This window comes from Streptomyces sp. MspMP-M5, from assembly GCF_000373585.1.
Classification (GTDB): Bacteria; Actinomycetota; Actinomycetes; order Streptomycetales; family Streptomycetaceae; genus Streptomyces.
This window is the reverse complement of record NZ_KB891916.1, coordinates 39,410-52,778: the sequence shown is the minus strand read 5'-3', so window position 1 is coordinate 52,778 and position 13,369 is coordinate 39,410. Positions and strand designations below refer to the sequence as shown.

The window sequence follows — 13,369 nt, the reverse complement described above, 5'->3', positions numbered from 1 at the left end:
ACACACCCCCTGCCCCGGAGGCCCGGCACCGCGGCCGAACAGCCCCGCGCAGCGGACCGGCCCCGCGCAGCGGGCAAAAGCAAGCGCTGCCAAGCGCAGCAAAAACCTTAGGAGCGAGGCCGCCCAAGGGCTCGGTAGAGCCACCCCGCCTTGCGCCACAGCTCCGGATCAAGCGCGTTGCGGCCATCCAGGACGCTCCGTTCGGCGACGACCTCGCCGAGTACGGCGGGGTCGAGTTCCCGGAACTCGCGCCACTCGGTCAGGTGCAGGACGACATGCGCGCCGCGCACCGCTTCCAGGGCGCTCTCCGCGTAACCGAGGGTCGGGAAGACCCTCTCCGCGTTGGTCATGCCCTTGGGGTCGTAGACCGTGACCTGGCCGCCCTGGAGGTGGATCTGGCCGGCGACGTTGAGGGCGGGGGAGTCGCGGACGTCGTCCGAGTCGGGCTTGAAGGTGGCGCCGAGGACGGCGACCCGCTTGCCGAGGAAGCTGCCGCCCACCGCGTCGCGGGCCAGCTCGACCATGTGGCCGCGGCGCCGCATGTTGATCGAGTCGACCTCGCGGAGGAAGGTCAGCGCCTGGTCGGCGCCCAGTTCGCCGGCCCGTGCCATGAAGGCGCGGATGTCCTTGGGCAGGCAGCCGCCGCCGAAGCCGATGCCGGCCCGCAGGAACTTCCTGCCGATCCGTTCGTCGTGGCCGATCGCCTCGGCCAGCTTCACCACGTCGCCGTCGGCGGCCTCGCACACCTCGGCCATCGCGTTGATGAACGAAATCTTGGTGGCCAGGAAGGAGTTGGCGGAGGTCTTCACCAGCTCGGCGGTGGGGTAGTCCATGACGATGAACGGGGAGCCCGCGGCGATCGGAGTGGCGTAGACCTCGCGCAGCAGCGCCTCGGCCCGCTCGCTGGTGACGCCGGCCACGATCCGGTCGGGGTGCAGGGTGTCCTGGACGGCGAAGCCCTCGCGCAGGAACTCCGGGTTCCAGGCCAGTTCGGCGTCGGCGCCGGCGGGCGCGGCGGCCGCCAGCCGCTGCGCGAGCCGGGCCGCGCTGCCCACCGGCACCGTCGACTTGCCGACCACCAGCGCGGGCCGGGTCAGATGCGGCGCCAGCGCGTCGAAGGCGGCCTCGACGTAGGACATGTCGCAGGCGTACTCGCCGTGCTTCTGCGGGGTGTTCACGCAGACGAAGTGGACGTCGCCGAAGGCCCCGGCCTCCTCGTAGGAGGTGGTGAAGCGCAGCCGGCCGGTGGAGCCCTCGATGCCGGCGACATGGCGGCGCAGCAGCTCCTCCAGGCCCGGCTCGTACATCGGCACCTCGCCCCGGCGAAGCATTTCGATCTTCTCCGGCTGCACGTCCAGGCCCAGCACCTCGAAGCCCAGCTCGGCCATGGCGGCGGCGTGGGTGGCACCGAGGTAGCCGGTGCCGATCACGGTGATCTTGAGGGCCATTGCGGGGCTCCCTGGGTCTGACGGAAAGTGGTGCCGACCGAGCATATCCGCGCACGGAACGGACCCTTCCCGCACGCGGTGCGCACCCCGGGGGACTGTCGGCAACCTCACCTATCGGCGGTCCCGGTATCCGCCCTAGAATCCCTTCTCAGTAAGGGTTACTTAACGGTAGTTAGCACTGCCGGCACCTCAGGGGAGTGAGAGACCTTGGCGCCATCGGGAAAGAACGCGGCCGCTGATTTCGATCTGTACCGGCCGTCCGAGGAGCACGACATGCTCCGCGAGTCGGTGCGCTCGCTCGCCGAGGCGAAGATCGCGCCGTTCGCCGCCGCCGTGGACGAGGAGGCCCGCTTCCCGCAGGAGGCGCTGGACGCGCTGGTCGCCAACGACCTGCACGCCGTGCACGTACCGGAGTCGTACGGCGGCGCCGGTGCCGACGCGCTGGCGACCGTGATCGTCATCGAGGAGGTCGCCCGGGTCTGCGCCTCCTCGTCGCTGATCCCGGCGGTCAACAAGCTCGGTTCGCTCCCGGTGATCCTCTCCGGGAGCGAGGAGCTGAAGAAGAAGTACCTGGCGCCGCTCGCCAAGGGCGACGCGATGTTCTCGTACTGCCTCAGCGAGCCGGACGCCGGCTCCGACGCGGCGGGGATGAAGACCAAGGCGGTGCGGGACGGCGACTTCTACGTCCTCAACGGCGTCAAGCGCTGGATCACCAACGCCGGGGTGTCGGACTACTACACCGTCATGGCCGTCACCGACCCGGAGAAGCGCTCCAAGGGCATATCGGCGTTCGTCGTCGAGAAGGGCGACGAGGGCGTCTCCTTCGGCGCGCCGGAGAAGAAGCTCGGCATCAAGGGCTCCCCGACCCGCGAGGTCTACCTCGACAACGTCCGCATCCCCGCCGACCGCATGATCGGCGCGGAGGGCACCGGCTTCGCCACCGCCATGAAGACGCTGGACCACACCCGCGTCACCATCGCGGCCCAGGCGCTCGGCATCGCCCAGGGCGCGCTGGACTACGCCAAGGGCTACGTCCAGGAGCGTAAGCAGTTCGGCAAGCCGATCGGCGACTTCCAGGGCATCCAGTTCATGCTCGCCGACATGGCGATGAAGCTGGAGGCGGCCCGCCAGCTCACCTACGCGGCGGCGGCCCGCTCCGAGCGGGTCTCGGCCGGCGGCAAGGGCGAGGACCTGACGTTCTTCGGCGCCGCCGCCAAGTGCTACGCCTCGGACGCCGCCATGGAGATCACCACGGACGCGGTCCAGCTGCTCGGCGGCTACGGCTACACCCGCGACTACCCGCTGGAGCGGATGATGCGGGACGCCAAGATCACGCAGATTTATGAAGGCACGAATCAGGTTCAGCGGATCGTCATGGCGAGGAACCTGCCGTAGCAGGGTTTTCGCAGGTCATAGGCCATTTTTGATGGCTCGCTGGCTGTGATCGGCTTCCGGTCCGTTCGGGCCCGTTTCGGGCCGATCATGGGCGTCATGCTGGGGGAATCCTGGGCTGACGCTGGGCAGTAAACCGCCTCTCACCTGCACAAACACAACGGCCCCCGGCACGATGCCGGGGGCCGTTCGCATTGGCTCTGTCAGGCGACTTCCGCCTGTCCTTCGGTGGGGTCGTCCGCGCCGGGCGTCAGCATCGTTGCGATGGCTGCCCGCCCGCGCTGCTCCGCGCCCTCAAAGATGTAGTGGTAGTGCTCCCTCAGCACGTCCGTGCTGCTGTGCCCCATCCAGTCGGCCACGTCGTTCTCAGGGACGCCCGCGTACAGGAGGCGCGACCCGTAGTAGTGCCGTAGGGCGTGGGGCTTCGTGTACGTCACGTCGCCCTTGGACAGGGCGACCATCCAAATCTTTGGGTAGAAGTACGACGCGTACAGGTAGCCAGTCCTGCTGACGTTGGGGAAGAGCAGCCGTTCCGGCCCCCAAACACCGTGGTTCTTGATGTGCCGCCGCAGCTCGAAGGCGACGTTCGGAGGCAGCGGCACCACCCGCCCTGGCTCCTCCTCGTCACGGGCCTTGATGTGCCGACGCTGTAGCGCGCTGTTCTTGCCGGACTCGGTTTGCCCGTCCTCCGCGATCTGGAAGTCAACGCGCAGAACTTCGTCTTTGAAATCGATCTGATCCCGCGAGACAGCCATGGCTTCCCCGAGGCGCAGACCGCATCCCGCCATCAGCCACAGCATCGCCCTGTACCGGGCCGGAGCCCCGTCGAGCATGGCCAGGACTTCCCGCGTCGTGAGCCGCCGGGCCTTGCTCTTATGCTCGCGGATCTCCTTGGCGCGGCTCCCCGCGTGCTTGATCTTCTTGCACGGGTTGCGGCCGATGATCTCGTTGACGACGGCCCAGTCCATCATTCCGGAGAAGAACGAGAACCGCTGACGCCGAGTCCGCGCGGACAGCTTGCGGTTCGCCTCCATCCACAAGAGCCACTGCTCAATGTCCGCCACCTTCAGGGACACGATGGAGCGGGCCTTGAAGAACGGCTCAATGGTTGTGGTCAGGATCGATCGGTACTGCTTCTTGGTGCTGTTCTCCAGCTTCCTCTGATTCGCCCACTGTTCCCAGACGGCCGTCACGGGCTGCTTGCCCAACTTGTCGTCTAGGTAGGTCCCGGCGTCGAGTTCCTGTTCCTTGCGCTTGCGGTGGTCGTCGGCCCGCTTCTTGGTCTCGAACGTCTTCTGCCGCTGCTTGCCGTCCGGGTCGTACCAGAAGGTTGTCCACTTCTTCGGATCGTCCTTGGAGCGCGCTACCCATGCCCTTGCCACGTCTGAGCTGGCCTTTCTCGTCCTTGTTGGGCCCGCCCCCGTGTGGCCAGCCCCTCTGCCTCCAGAATGCACATGACCCACCCTGGATTGTCAACACAGGGTGGGCAACCCTGTGTGGTACGGTCGGAATCATGAAGGCGGATGAGAGCGGATTCGAGATCACCCAGGAGCAAGGCGCCTGGGTGATCCGCATGTGGTGGCCCCCGGGCCCGGTGAATGGCGGGCCGCAGCGCATCACCATCGAGAGCGCTGAGGGTGCGCCAGCTCGCGACGTGGCGCGCGGCATCTCCACGACCGTTCTCCGGAGGCTCGACCTCCCTGGCGCGGTGAAGATGGCAGCCGAGATGGGCCCGAAGGGCCAAGAGGTCATGCAGGGACTCACCGAAGCGATGCAGCAAGCCGGGGATACGGCCGGCGCGTTGCTTGAAAGCGAAGGTGTGTCTGAGACGTACCTGGCGTTCCTGGCGGCCGTCTACAAGAGCGCTGCGGACGCTGGCGAGGCTGCGCCCGTCCAGTGGCTGGCGCGACGCATCAAGCGAAGCCCCGAGACGGTCAAGGGGCATTTGAAGCAGGCCCGCAGGGACGGCTTCCTCACGACCATTGCGGGCAAGGCCGGTGGGGAGCTGACCGACAAGGCCAACGCCGTACTCGATTCCAGAATCACCGCCGAGCCGGACGCGTAGCCGAACCCCCGTCATCCACAAACGCACCACAGCCCCCGAGGCCCCTCGGGGGTTTTCCTTTTCCGGGAGAACGTATTGAGCAAGCTGATGACTGTTGACGACGTGGCCGAGCATCTGAATGTGCCCAAGTCATGGGTGTACGACAACTGGAAGCGCGAACAGGTCCCGTTCCGAAAGGTTGGGCAGTCGCTCCGATGCCGCCCGGCCGACCTGGAGAAGTGGCTAGACCGCCAGGACTGAACAGCACGACGAACCGCGCCCCCGAGGCAACCGGGGGCCTTTTATTTCCATTTGGAGCTGAGTTCCGGATGACAGCCGTAGCGACCAAGCCTGTTGGGTTGATTTGCGCCTGGTGCAAGGAAGAGTGGACGTTCTACCGGCCGAAAGGAAAGCGTGGACCGAACCCGGTAACCAATCCTGATCACGCGCAGTGCGGAGGCAAGCGGCAGAACCAGAATCGGGCCATCCGGCGACAGCAGAAGCGCCAGGGCATCGAGTACGAGACGTGGAACATCCGTCCGGCGGATAAGGCCGAGAACCTGACAGTAGAGGAGGAGACCGCCCGCCGCGACGTCATCGAACGTCCTTGGTGGCGTAGCTGCCGGACGGCAGACCTCAATGGGGGATACCACCTCTATCTCTGGGACGAATGGCGAAGCGATGCCCTGGCTGAAGTGGACAGCATCGTCCGGTATTCGACCGAGGTAGACCGGAAGGCGGTTGATCGCTGGTTCCTGGAGAGCCGAGCGGCCAAGTCCGGTGACTACCTCGGCCAGACAGCCAGCGCCAAGCGGAAGCTAGCGGTTATCGGCTCCGCCCGCCCGTGGAGGGAAGCGGAGCAGCCAGGGGCCCTCCTGTGCACCCGGGGGATCGCAGAACGCATGAAGCCGTTCAGCGTGGGCGGGTGAACGTTACGGACAGAGCTTCTGGTGGAGCCCTGTCCGATTATTTATAGGAGTGAGGGAGCTTTCCCTTGGAGTCAAGGCCGCTGGGCGGCGGTCCCCTGACGCGGACGAGAGTCCGGGCCTGTTTGAAGTCCTGAGCATGTTGTGAAGGTGCTCGAATGCAGCTCTGCGGACACCTGCCTGTGAGACCACGGCAGCGGCAACACAGAGTCAGTCCCCACACCCTGTGAAGTAAATGAACGGGGTAAGGGACCTGTCTTCTCTTACGTCGTCCTGTTGTGAGCTATAAGGCCGCCTTGGGAGCGGCCCCTATCTCTTTCCGCTTTCTAGCTTGATCAGATCTTGAGGAGGTGTCGCCATGAGCGACGCGGAAATAATTTCAGAGACTCCGGAGAACCCGGTAACTCTCGATGCGGCCGAGGCTTTCGAGGCCCAGCCGGCCGAATCTGAACCCGCCAATGCTCCCGACCCTGCCGAGGTGATTCGGGCCGAGATCCAGCGGGAGTATGCAAGGAGGCTGGCCCAAGCCGAACTGAGGGCCGAGGCCGCCAAGGCCGGTGTGGATTTTCCCGACGGGTTCATTGACCTTCTCGACCTATCCAAGCTCCTCGGGGAGGACGGCGAGCCTGCCGCAGACGCTATCGCACTGGCACTCAAGCCCTTTCAGGCTGAGCCGCAGCCAAAGTTCCCGCAGCTCATGGGCATGGGCCACTACAACGGCATAGGTGCCCGCAGTTCGGTCTCCCTCGATGCCCGTAACCGCTAACCAGGAGTACCCCTATGACTTTTGCCTACCAGAATCCTGCCTCCCATAGCTTCGTCCCGGAGATATGGAATGCCGACCTGCTGACCCAGTTTGACCCGCTGCTGGTCTGGGCTTCCCCGATCGTCTCGAACAACAAGTATGAGGGAAATATCCGAAAGAAGGGCGATGTAGTCCACATCAACTCGCTTCTACGACCCTCTGTCGGTGACTACAAGCTCCCGGACGGCATGACTGCCCAGCGGCCGGAGACTGTTGACCAGAAGCTCCCGATCACAGAGGCCAAGTACCTTCAGGTCCTCGTGGAGGACGCGGAGCGTATCCAACTCGCCAGCGGAAACCTTAGCTCTCCGATCAATCAGCAGATGATCCGTTCCCTTGCACGTGAGGCCGACACGTTCATGGGCGACATCATCGCCAAGGGCGCCACGGCCCGTCCGACGGTCAAGGCATCGGCGGCCACGGCACCGCAGGCGCTCTACAGCGCGATCCTGGACATGATGCTGGCCCTGGACGACAACGACATTCCCGCAGGCCGTTACGTAGTCGTCTCACCTCGCGTGAAGCGCTACCTGATCGAGCATCCGGCCGTCGCCAACGCTGCCGCGTACGGCGAAGGCGGAGTGACGGCAAACGGCGTCGTTGCCAAGCTCGCTGGCTTCACGGTGCTGTCCACCACCGCAATGCCGAAGGGAGCGGACATCGTGGCCGGGCACAAGGAATTCGCCACCTATGCCAGCCAGTTCACGGGATTCCGCGAGGGCCAGTCGGAGAAATACCGAGCCGACTACATCGACACCCTGCACCTGTACGGCGGAAAGATCGTGCGATACCCCGAGTTGGACACCAAGAAGGCTGACAACACCTTCGATGAATCCAAGCCGACCAAGGGGATCTGCAAGGTTGCCGTGGACTGGTCAGCATGAGGTTGATGAGAGGGCCCTTGCCGCGAGGGACCTCTCATCAACTACGAGTGCTCCACGTCGTGCTCGGCGGCTCACCCGAGGGCGTGGAGACTCGTCAGCACCAAGACGAAGAGCGTCAGCGCGGCGCCAGCTGCGGCTGAGCCGCCCCTGATGCACGTTGGAGTGGGGGCTCCCTCCCACCGGGCGAGAAGGCCGGCCACGATGCCGACGATGATCGCTGCCAGCGCCGCCACCAAGACCACGAGCAGCCTGACGTATAGGGACAGCCCCACTTCAACCTCCGTTGTGTACATGCGAGATGACCAACATCAGCATCTGCGCAGGCACGGGGCTGGACTAGGATTCCGGACTACTTCAGCCGTTGCTTGGACTACTCAGGACTCAGGGAGACTGGCATGGGGAGGCCGACCAAACCACTCGATCCCAACCACCCGCACTACGCCTTCATCTCTGACCTCCGGACGTTGCGTGACAGGGCTGGGACCCGCGGCCTCTTGAAGCAAACCTGCGACACCGCTGAGATCAGCCGAGCGACCTATTACGGCGTGTTGAACGGCACTCAGTTGCCAACTCGCGAAACGCTGGCGCGCATGGTCAAGGCGTGGGGTGGTGACGTGGCCGCTTGGATGGAGCGACGCAGGGAAGTCGGAGAGGTAGGTGATCAGACTGCGGCTGCAGCCCCGGTCGCTTCCCCTCAAGTGGATAGAAGACGGGCGGAAAGGGAATTCTGCCGTCATCTGAACACCATCCATACCTTCCTTTACTCTTTGGAACCCCGCGACCTCGCTGGCCAAGGCCTGACAGAGAAGTTAGTAGTGGATGTCCTGCGCGGAACCCTTCAGGGTCGCGACCATTGGAACGATTTTAGAATCCGATGCGCCGTTGTTGAGCAACTGGAGGAATTTGCAAATTATGCAGTGGGATCCTCTGAAACCCGAACCTTTATTACAACCTTGGCCGTGAAGTGCCACTATTGGGCAAGAATCATCCGTGATATTGAGCGTGAGGCGCTGGTGAAGAAGGCGAAAACGGGTGAGTAAGTGGACGGAGAAGTATCTCACTCAAGAGCGGTCTTCGCGAGAATATATAACCCTCGCATTAAATACGTACCTGTTATTGGCGTTGAACCGTATCGGCGGCTCATCAAAGTGAGACCGAGGTCACCGCGGACTGGCTTGATAGTCCATCCGTTCACCGTTCCCGGCTGCAATCCACCAGTTCTCACGCTCCCGAGGCATCGGAATGAAGTATCGGCAGGCCATATAGAGTCCGGGCGGCCGGCGTCCTGAAAATTTCATACCCGTACACGGCGGGAGGAAGGCACCCCCGGTGGGTCCTCATTACTTCCTAATTCCCGTTACCCCCACCCGCATTTCCGTGAAGTTATTATTTCGTTACCTGGATCGGGGGTTTTCTTGGCTCATGGTGAGGCAGGATGTTGATCAGTTCCGCGACATCGAACGCGGCGGCCGTTAGAGCAATGCTCCGGCCACTCACTGAGACTTCACTGCCAGCCTGAATCAAAGGAATGCAGCGCCATGCGTAAGACCGTCCTTGTCCCTGTGGTTCGAACGTTCTGCGACGCCCACATAGCGCGCGACGGGTCCGAGGTGGAGGCAACCGAGGCGCTGGCTCTCGGGGACTCCACCTGGCATCTCTGCCTTGAGCACAACGTCATCTTCGGCCGCTACCTCGTGGACGCTCTTGGGGTACCAGAGGACGCTTCCGTCGAGCCTGCCCCGGCGACTTCCGACCCTGAGTCTGTGGCAGTCGTTGACTCTGTGCCCGTGGCTGAGCCGTCGCCCGTTGTCGAGTCGGAGTGCGATGCGGAGGGCGTGAGCGAGGAGGCGACCGATCCTCAGCCCGTCCCGTCCGTGATGATCTCCGGCGAGATTGACGGGTACGACTGGGAGGACGCACGCCAGGCAGTCCGCAACCTGGGCTATGAGGTGGTCGGGCGCGCGGACGACTCCACGGTGTTGTTCATCTGCGGCAACGGCGCGGAGCGGAACGCCACGAAGCTGCGCGATGCACGGGAACGCGATCTGTCCGTGATGGACGCAACCCTTCCCGGCCGGTTCAAGGCCGCCGTTCTTGCTGGTGAGTTCGTGGGTGGTGACGCGCTTCCGGAACCTGCCAAGGTCGGTCCCGAGGCCATGAGTGGGCGGGAGCGTAACGCCAAGGTCAGGGCTTGGGGACGCGCCAACGGCTACAGCATCCCCACCAAGGGGCGCATCCCCATACACGTCCGCCACGCGTACGAACTGACGCACGGGGACGCGTCCGGGGGACAAGTGGCAGCAGCCTGAGCCTCGCTCTGACAAGGCCGACCGCCGGTCGGGGCGGTCGGCCCCTCCTCCCCGATCGGTCAACCAAGGAAGCGAACGCAACAGCATGAACACCCCCGTTCTGTACGGCCCCATCGGCCGCGCGGTCCGCAAGATCGCCCCGTTCCTCGAAGCTGACGCCCTGGGCGTGTACGTCGCTGCGCTGTCGATGTGGTCGGCCGCCATCGGTGGCACGGTCAAGGTCTCGTCCCGTGGTTCTTCCCGCCCAGTGCTGCTGTGGTCGGCCTTGGTGGCCGGAACAGGCAGGGGGAAGGGGACCGCGCTGCGGGCCGCGCTTCATGTCCTGGACGCCTCCTTGGGTCGCTTCCTGGCCACGCACACCACCTCCGGGATCACCTCCGGCGCGAGTATGGTCAACCACCTGTGGGAGCAGCAAGAGGCCACGGCGGAGACCGAACACGGCCGGGACGTACGGGCGTTGGTGGTCGAAGAGGAATGGTCGGAAGTGCTCCGCAGGGTCAAGCGGGACGCGTCATTCACCACCAAACTCCGCGCAGCCTGGGACGGCGCAACACTGCGGAACACCACCAAGGAGGAAGCGCAGGAAGTCCGCGATCCCGCCATGGCGTTGCACTCCCACATCACCCCTTCCGACTGGGCCAAGTACGTGGGTGAGTCGGAGGCGGCCGGAGGCTCGTACAACCGCATCCTTCCCTTCCTGCTCAGGTCGGTGCCGATGCTGGACGACGACCGCGTGAGCCTGCCGGAGGTGGACGGCCGGGAACTGCCCGACGCATACGGCTGGGCTACCGCTCGACCACGCGTGATCACGCTGGGGGAGGACGCCCGGCCGCTGTGGAGGATCGTGCGCCGGTACGCCCGCATCCTCGGGGAGACACTGCCGGAAGCTCAGGCGGTGTTCATAGAACGAACCGCAGAGCAGACGTTGCGCGTCGCGGCCTGCCTGGCCGCCTCTGAGTGCGCCGAGACCATCACGGACGAGATGCTGGCCGCCGCGTTCGCTCTCGTACGGCGGTCCGTCCAGGATGCGGTCCGGATCAGCAAGGGAGCCGACGCTCCAAAGGCGAAGCGGCAGCCGCTCAGCCTCGCGGACAAAGTGAAGGCCAGGATCGCCATGCATGGCGGTGCCGCCACGTCGTCTCAGGTGCTCCCGTACGTGGGGGCGACGGCCGCTGAGGTCAAGGCACTGCCCGGAATCGTCGTGACCGTGGAACGGGAAGGGAAAACCGGTCGTCCGAAGACCGTTCTGACGCTCCGCGATGACACTCCCGTTTACGCAGAGCAGCCGAACGAGGCCCCGACCCCCCAGCCGGCCAGCGCGGAGCGTGACGACGTGAACCGCGCCACGGTCGTGCAGATGGACGCTTACCGCCCGGCCCTCACGCAGACCCCGGAGCCGATGAAGCGGTCGGAACCGCTCGCCAGCACCAATCCCTTCATGGCGCTGCTCTGAGCGCTCGAAGGGACCGAAGAACGCCCCTGCCGTCCTCGGCAGGGGCGTTCCTTCGTTGCTCAGCGGTTCAGTTCCCGGCACTCCTCCAGCATCTGCAACCCAGGAGCCAGAAGGTTCCGTTTACCGGGGCATGGCCGCTTCTCAGTGGTCATCCACACGTGCCAGCACGACATGCAGCGCATCATCCCGGAGTGCTCCGGGTCGGCCTCCGCGCTACCGCCGCAATGCGGGCACTGGTACATGTGACTCCCTACGCCGAGAGGCCGAACTCCCCCAGCTTGGCACCGCCCATGAAGTCGGTCCACTCCACGGCCGTGAACTCGACCGTCTGACCGGTCACGGAATTGCGGACGACCACCTTGCCGGGCACGTTGGTGGCGACTTCGACACACCTGCGGTCGTTCGGGTCGTACTTGCACGCACTCGACGTGCGGAACTCGAACTCGGGGACTGCGGTCATCGTGCCTATCCCTTCTCCATGCGTGCGGGGAAGCGGTCCCCGCGCCGACCTGCAACCCGTCCCTGGCCGCTCGACCTGTCCAGGGTTTCCACCACCGGGACGGAGCTTGCGCCGCCACTGCCGGGATTTCGAATGGGCCCGGGGGAGCCCGGTTCGGTTACATCCGGCAGGGGCGGAGAATGGGATCACCATCTGATCGGCTCCAACGTGCCGCCCGCGCAGAGCGGGCAGGGAACCCTGAACGTGTGGTGACAGGTGCGGCACCCGGCGAATCCGCAGCAGTCGGGACACCAGATCGAGCGGTGACTGATGCACACACCGCAGCACGTGATCACGGGCGCGGGAGCCTTGGCCGCTTGCTTCGGCGACGCCTTGCGAGGCTTACGCTTCCTGGCCGTTTTCGTCGCCGTCTGCGGGCTCACAGCCCGCCCCTACTGCTCCGCCTATTGGCTTCGGCCACCCTGACGCTGACCCGTCGCCTAACGGCTCCGTCGGTGGTTCGTAGTCGGGGCACTTCGGGCTACCGCACTGGCACTTGGGCCACTTCAGACCATCGCCAGGGGCAACGTCCGCCCCCTCCGGCCCAGGGGTCGACTTGTGCACCAGGAGCACCCCACCGACACCGAACGCGTCAGAGAGACGGGAGAGAAGCCGTCGAGCTTCACTGCTGCCCATCTGGTCAGCCGCTTCGTTGCCCTGCGCCCTGCTCTCGGTCATCGCGCCGCGCCCTCCCGATCGCTTCCGAGGTCGATGTGCCGACCGTAGGAATCAGGGAGTGCCGGGCTCCACAAACTTGCATGAGCTTGCACGTCAATTGGCATGGCTCGTAGCGGTATTGACGCTATCTCTCCAGTTCAAAGAAGCTGATGCAAGCCCGAGCAAGTACCTAGACCAGGGAGCCTGCCATGGCCGTAGAGTTCGTTGGGATCGACCCCAACACCGACCGGGACCACTGCCCCACCGTGTGGGCGGACGCGGAAGCTCAGGAGATCTTGTTGCAGGGGTGGAAGCCGAACCCCGAGACTCAGGCGGAGTGCGAGGGAACCAGCCCCGCGAACGGCTCGGTGCCCGACAGTGAGGCCATCGTCAGGATTCCGGCCCGGATGATTCCGATGATCAGGGAGGCGTGTGATGCCGTCGAGCGTGCCCAGCTTCGCTGAGTTGCTTGGCCAGTGCCAGCGATCCGCCGTCCACCTGGAACTGCGCGACTCGTACGCCACCACGGACCGGTTCGAGGCGTGGAAGCGTGGGGAGCGGATCAATTGGGAGGATCGCGATTCCTGGTGGCATCCCTATGACCAGTTGATCGCGGACACCGTGGCCAGGGGCGTGGTGATCCGCAGGGCTCGGGTGGTCTCCGAGCCGGTATCGGACTACATCCGGTGGGAGCACTACGTCACTCATGCCAACGTCACGGCCGGCGAGGAAGTCCGGTGGCTGCCACGGCGGCGGGCCACGGCTGTCGCCCTGCCGGGGAACGACTTCTGGCTGTTTGATGATGCGCTGCTCCGGGTGCACCACTTCTCAGGTGACGGCGCGGTGGTGGAGGACGAGATCACAGAGGATCCGGAAGCCGTGAAGCTGTGCTCTGCTGCCTTCGAAGCGGTTTGGGAGCGAGCGATCCCGCACCACCAGTACGAGGTCTGAC

At 65.0% G+C, this 13,369-nt stretch carries 14 protein-coding genes; 11 read left to right on the top strand and 3 right to left on the bottom strand.

The annotated features are described in order from the left end of the window. Positions 1–107: 107 nt before the first annotated feature. Entirely contained in the window at positions 108–1,448 is a 1,341-nt protein-coding gene (locus B073_RS0128785) for a UDP-glucose dehydrogenase family protein (RefSeq protein ID WP_018541549.1), read from the bottom strand. 207 nt (positions 1,449–1,655) lie between these two features. Between B073_RS0128785 and B073_RS0128780 the strand changes: the two genes are divergently transcribed. Continuing rightward, complete coding sequence (locus B073_RS0128780; protein WP_037813035.1) at positions 1,656–2,843, top strand: acyl-CoA dehydrogenase family protein; 1,188 nt, start codon at positions 1,656–1,658, stop codon at positions 2,841–2,843. A 200-nt stretch (positions 2,844–3,043) separates the two neighbouring features. Here the strand turns inward: B073_RS0128780 and B073_RS0128775 are convergent, their stop codons facing one another. Further along, positions 3,044–4,222, bottom strand: coding sequence for a tyrosine-type recombinase/integrase (locus B073_RS0128775; RefSeq protein WP_018541547.1), 1,179 nt, complete (start codon positions 4,220–4,222; stop codon positions 3,044–3,046). 131 nt (positions 4,223–4,353) lie between these two features. On the opposite strand from B073_RS0128775, the gene B073_RS0128770 reads away from it, so the two are divergent. The 8 genes from B073_RS0128770 to B073_RS0128735 all read left to right on the top strand — a co-directional run bounded on the left by B073_RS0128770 (position 4,354) and on the right by B073_RS0128735 (position 11,261). Next, on the top strand, positions 4,354–4,905 hold the full coding sequence (locus tag B073_RS0128770) for a hypothetical protein (RefSeq protein ID WP_018541546.1): 552 nt from the start codon (positions 4,354–4,356) through the stop codon (positions 4,903–4,905). Positions 4,906–4,980: 75 nt separating this feature from the next. Then, a complete protein-coding gene (locus B073_RS44550) occupies positions 4,981–5,145 on the top strand; it encodes a helix-turn-helix domain-containing protein (protein WP_234025186.1) in 165 nt (54 codons plus the stop codon). A gap of 68 nt (positions 5,146–5,213) precedes the next feature. Then, on the top strand, positions 5,214–5,813 hold the full coding sequence (locus B073_RS46725; RefSeq protein WP_158690240.1) for a hypothetical protein: 600 nt from the start codon (positions 5,214–5,216) through the stop codon (positions 5,811–5,813). A gap of 355 nt (positions 5,814–6,168) precedes the next feature. After that, positions 6,169–6,576, top strand: a complete 408-nt coding sequence (locus B073_RS0128755) for a hypothetical protein (RefSeq protein WP_018541543.1) — start codon at positions 6,169–6,171, stop codon at positions 6,574–6,576. A gap of 14 nt (positions 6,577–6,590) precedes the next feature. After that, complete coding sequence (locus B073_RS0128750) at positions 6,591–7,499, top strand: hypothetical protein (protein WP_018541542.1); 909 nt, start codon at positions 6,591–6,593, stop codon at positions 7,497–7,499. Positions 7,500–7,894: 395 nt separating this feature from the next. Continuing rightward, positions 7,895–8,539 carry a hypothetical protein gene (locus B073_RS46720; protein WP_158690239.1) on the top strand — a complete coding sequence of 215 codons (645 nt, stop codon included), beginning with the start codon at positions 7,895–7,897 and terminating at the stop codon, positions 8,537–8,539. Positions 8,540–9,037: 498 nt separating this feature from the next. After that, a complete protein-coding gene (locus tag B073_RS0128740) occupies positions 9,038–9,808 on the top strand; it encodes an Lsr2 dimerization domain-containing protein (protein WP_018541540.1) in 771 nt (256 codons plus the stop codon). An 85-nt stretch (positions 9,809–9,893) separates the two neighbouring features. After that, positions 9,894–11,261 (top strand): DUF3987 domain-containing protein, encoded by a 1,368-nt coding sequence (locus tag B073_RS0128735; RefSeq protein ID WP_018541539.1) that lies wholly within the window; start codon positions 9,894–9,896, stop codon positions 11,259–11,261. A 250-nt stretch (positions 11,262–11,511) separates the two neighbouring features. Here the strand turns inward: B073_RS0128735 and B073_RS0128725 are convergent, their stop codons facing one another. Beyond that, on the bottom strand, positions 11,512–11,721 hold the full coding sequence (locus B073_RS0128725) for a DUF397 domain-containing protein (RefSeq protein WP_018541537.1): 210 nt from the start codon (positions 11,719–11,721) through the stop codon (positions 11,512–11,514). Between the two features lie 905 nt (positions 11,722–12,626). On the opposite strand from B073_RS0128725, the gene B073_RS0128715 reads away from it, so the two are divergent. Both B073_RS0128715 and B073_RS0128710 read left to right on the top strand, forming a co-directional pair. Further along, positions 12,627–12,881 carry a hypothetical protein gene (locus B073_RS0128715; RefSeq protein ID WP_018541536.1) on the top strand — a complete coding sequence of 85 codons (255 nt, stop codon included), beginning with the start codon at positions 12,627–12,629 and terminating at the stop codon, positions 12,879–12,881. Beyond that, entirely contained in the window at positions 12,853–13,368 is a 516-nt protein-coding gene (locus B073_RS0128710) for a DUF6879 family protein (protein ID WP_018541535.1), read from the top strand. Before B073_RS0128715 ends, B073_RS0128710 begins: the two co-directional genes overlap by 29 nt. Position 13,369: the final 1 nt, after the last annotated feature.

Bases quoted from the DNA above. Each gene is read 5' to 3' on its own strand.
- B073_RS0128785 (WP_018541549.1), bottom strand. From the start codon at position 1,448: ATGGCCCTCAAGATCACCGTGATCGGCACCGGCTACCTCGGTGCCACC.
- B073_RS0128770 (WP_018541546.1), top strand. From the start codon at position 4,354: ATGAAGGCGGATGAGAGCGGATTCGAGATCACCCAGGAGCAAGGCGCC.
- B073_RS46725 (WP_158690240.1), top strand. From the start codon at position 5,214: ATGACAGCCGTAGCGACCAAGCCTGTTGGGTTGATTTGCGCCTGGTGC.
- B073_RS0128755 (WP_018541543.1), top strand. From the start codon at position 6,169: ATGAGCGACGCGGAAATAATTTCAGAGACTCCGGAGAACCCGGTAACT.
- B073_RS0128750 (WP_018541542.1), top strand. From the start codon at position 6,591: ATGACTTTTGCCTACCAGAATCCTGCCTCCCATAGCTTCGTCCCGGAG.
- B073_RS46720 (WP_158690239.1), top strand. From the start codon at position 7,895: ATGGGGAGGCCGACCAAACCACTCGATCCCAACCACCCGCACTACGCC.
- B073_RS0128740 (WP_018541540.1), top strand. From the start codon at position 9,038: ATGCGTAAGACCGTCCTTGTCCCTGTGGTTCGAACGTTCTGCGACGCC.
- B073_RS0128735 (WP_018541539.1), top strand. From the start codon at position 9,894: ATGAACACCCCCGTTCTGTACGGCCCCATCGGCCGCGCGGTCCGCAAG.
- B073_RS0128725 (WP_018541537.1), bottom strand. From the start codon at position 11,721: ATGACCGCAGTCCCCGAGTTCGAGTTCCGCACGTCGAGTGCGTGCAAG.
- B073_RS0128715 (WP_018541536.1), top strand. From the start codon at position 12,627: ATGGCCGTAGAGTTCGTTGGGATCGACCCCAACACCGACCGGGACCAC.
- B073_RS0128710 (WP_018541535.1), top strand. From the start codon at position 12,853: ATGCCGTCGAGCGTGCCCAGCTTCGCTGAGTTGCTTGGCCAGTGCCAG.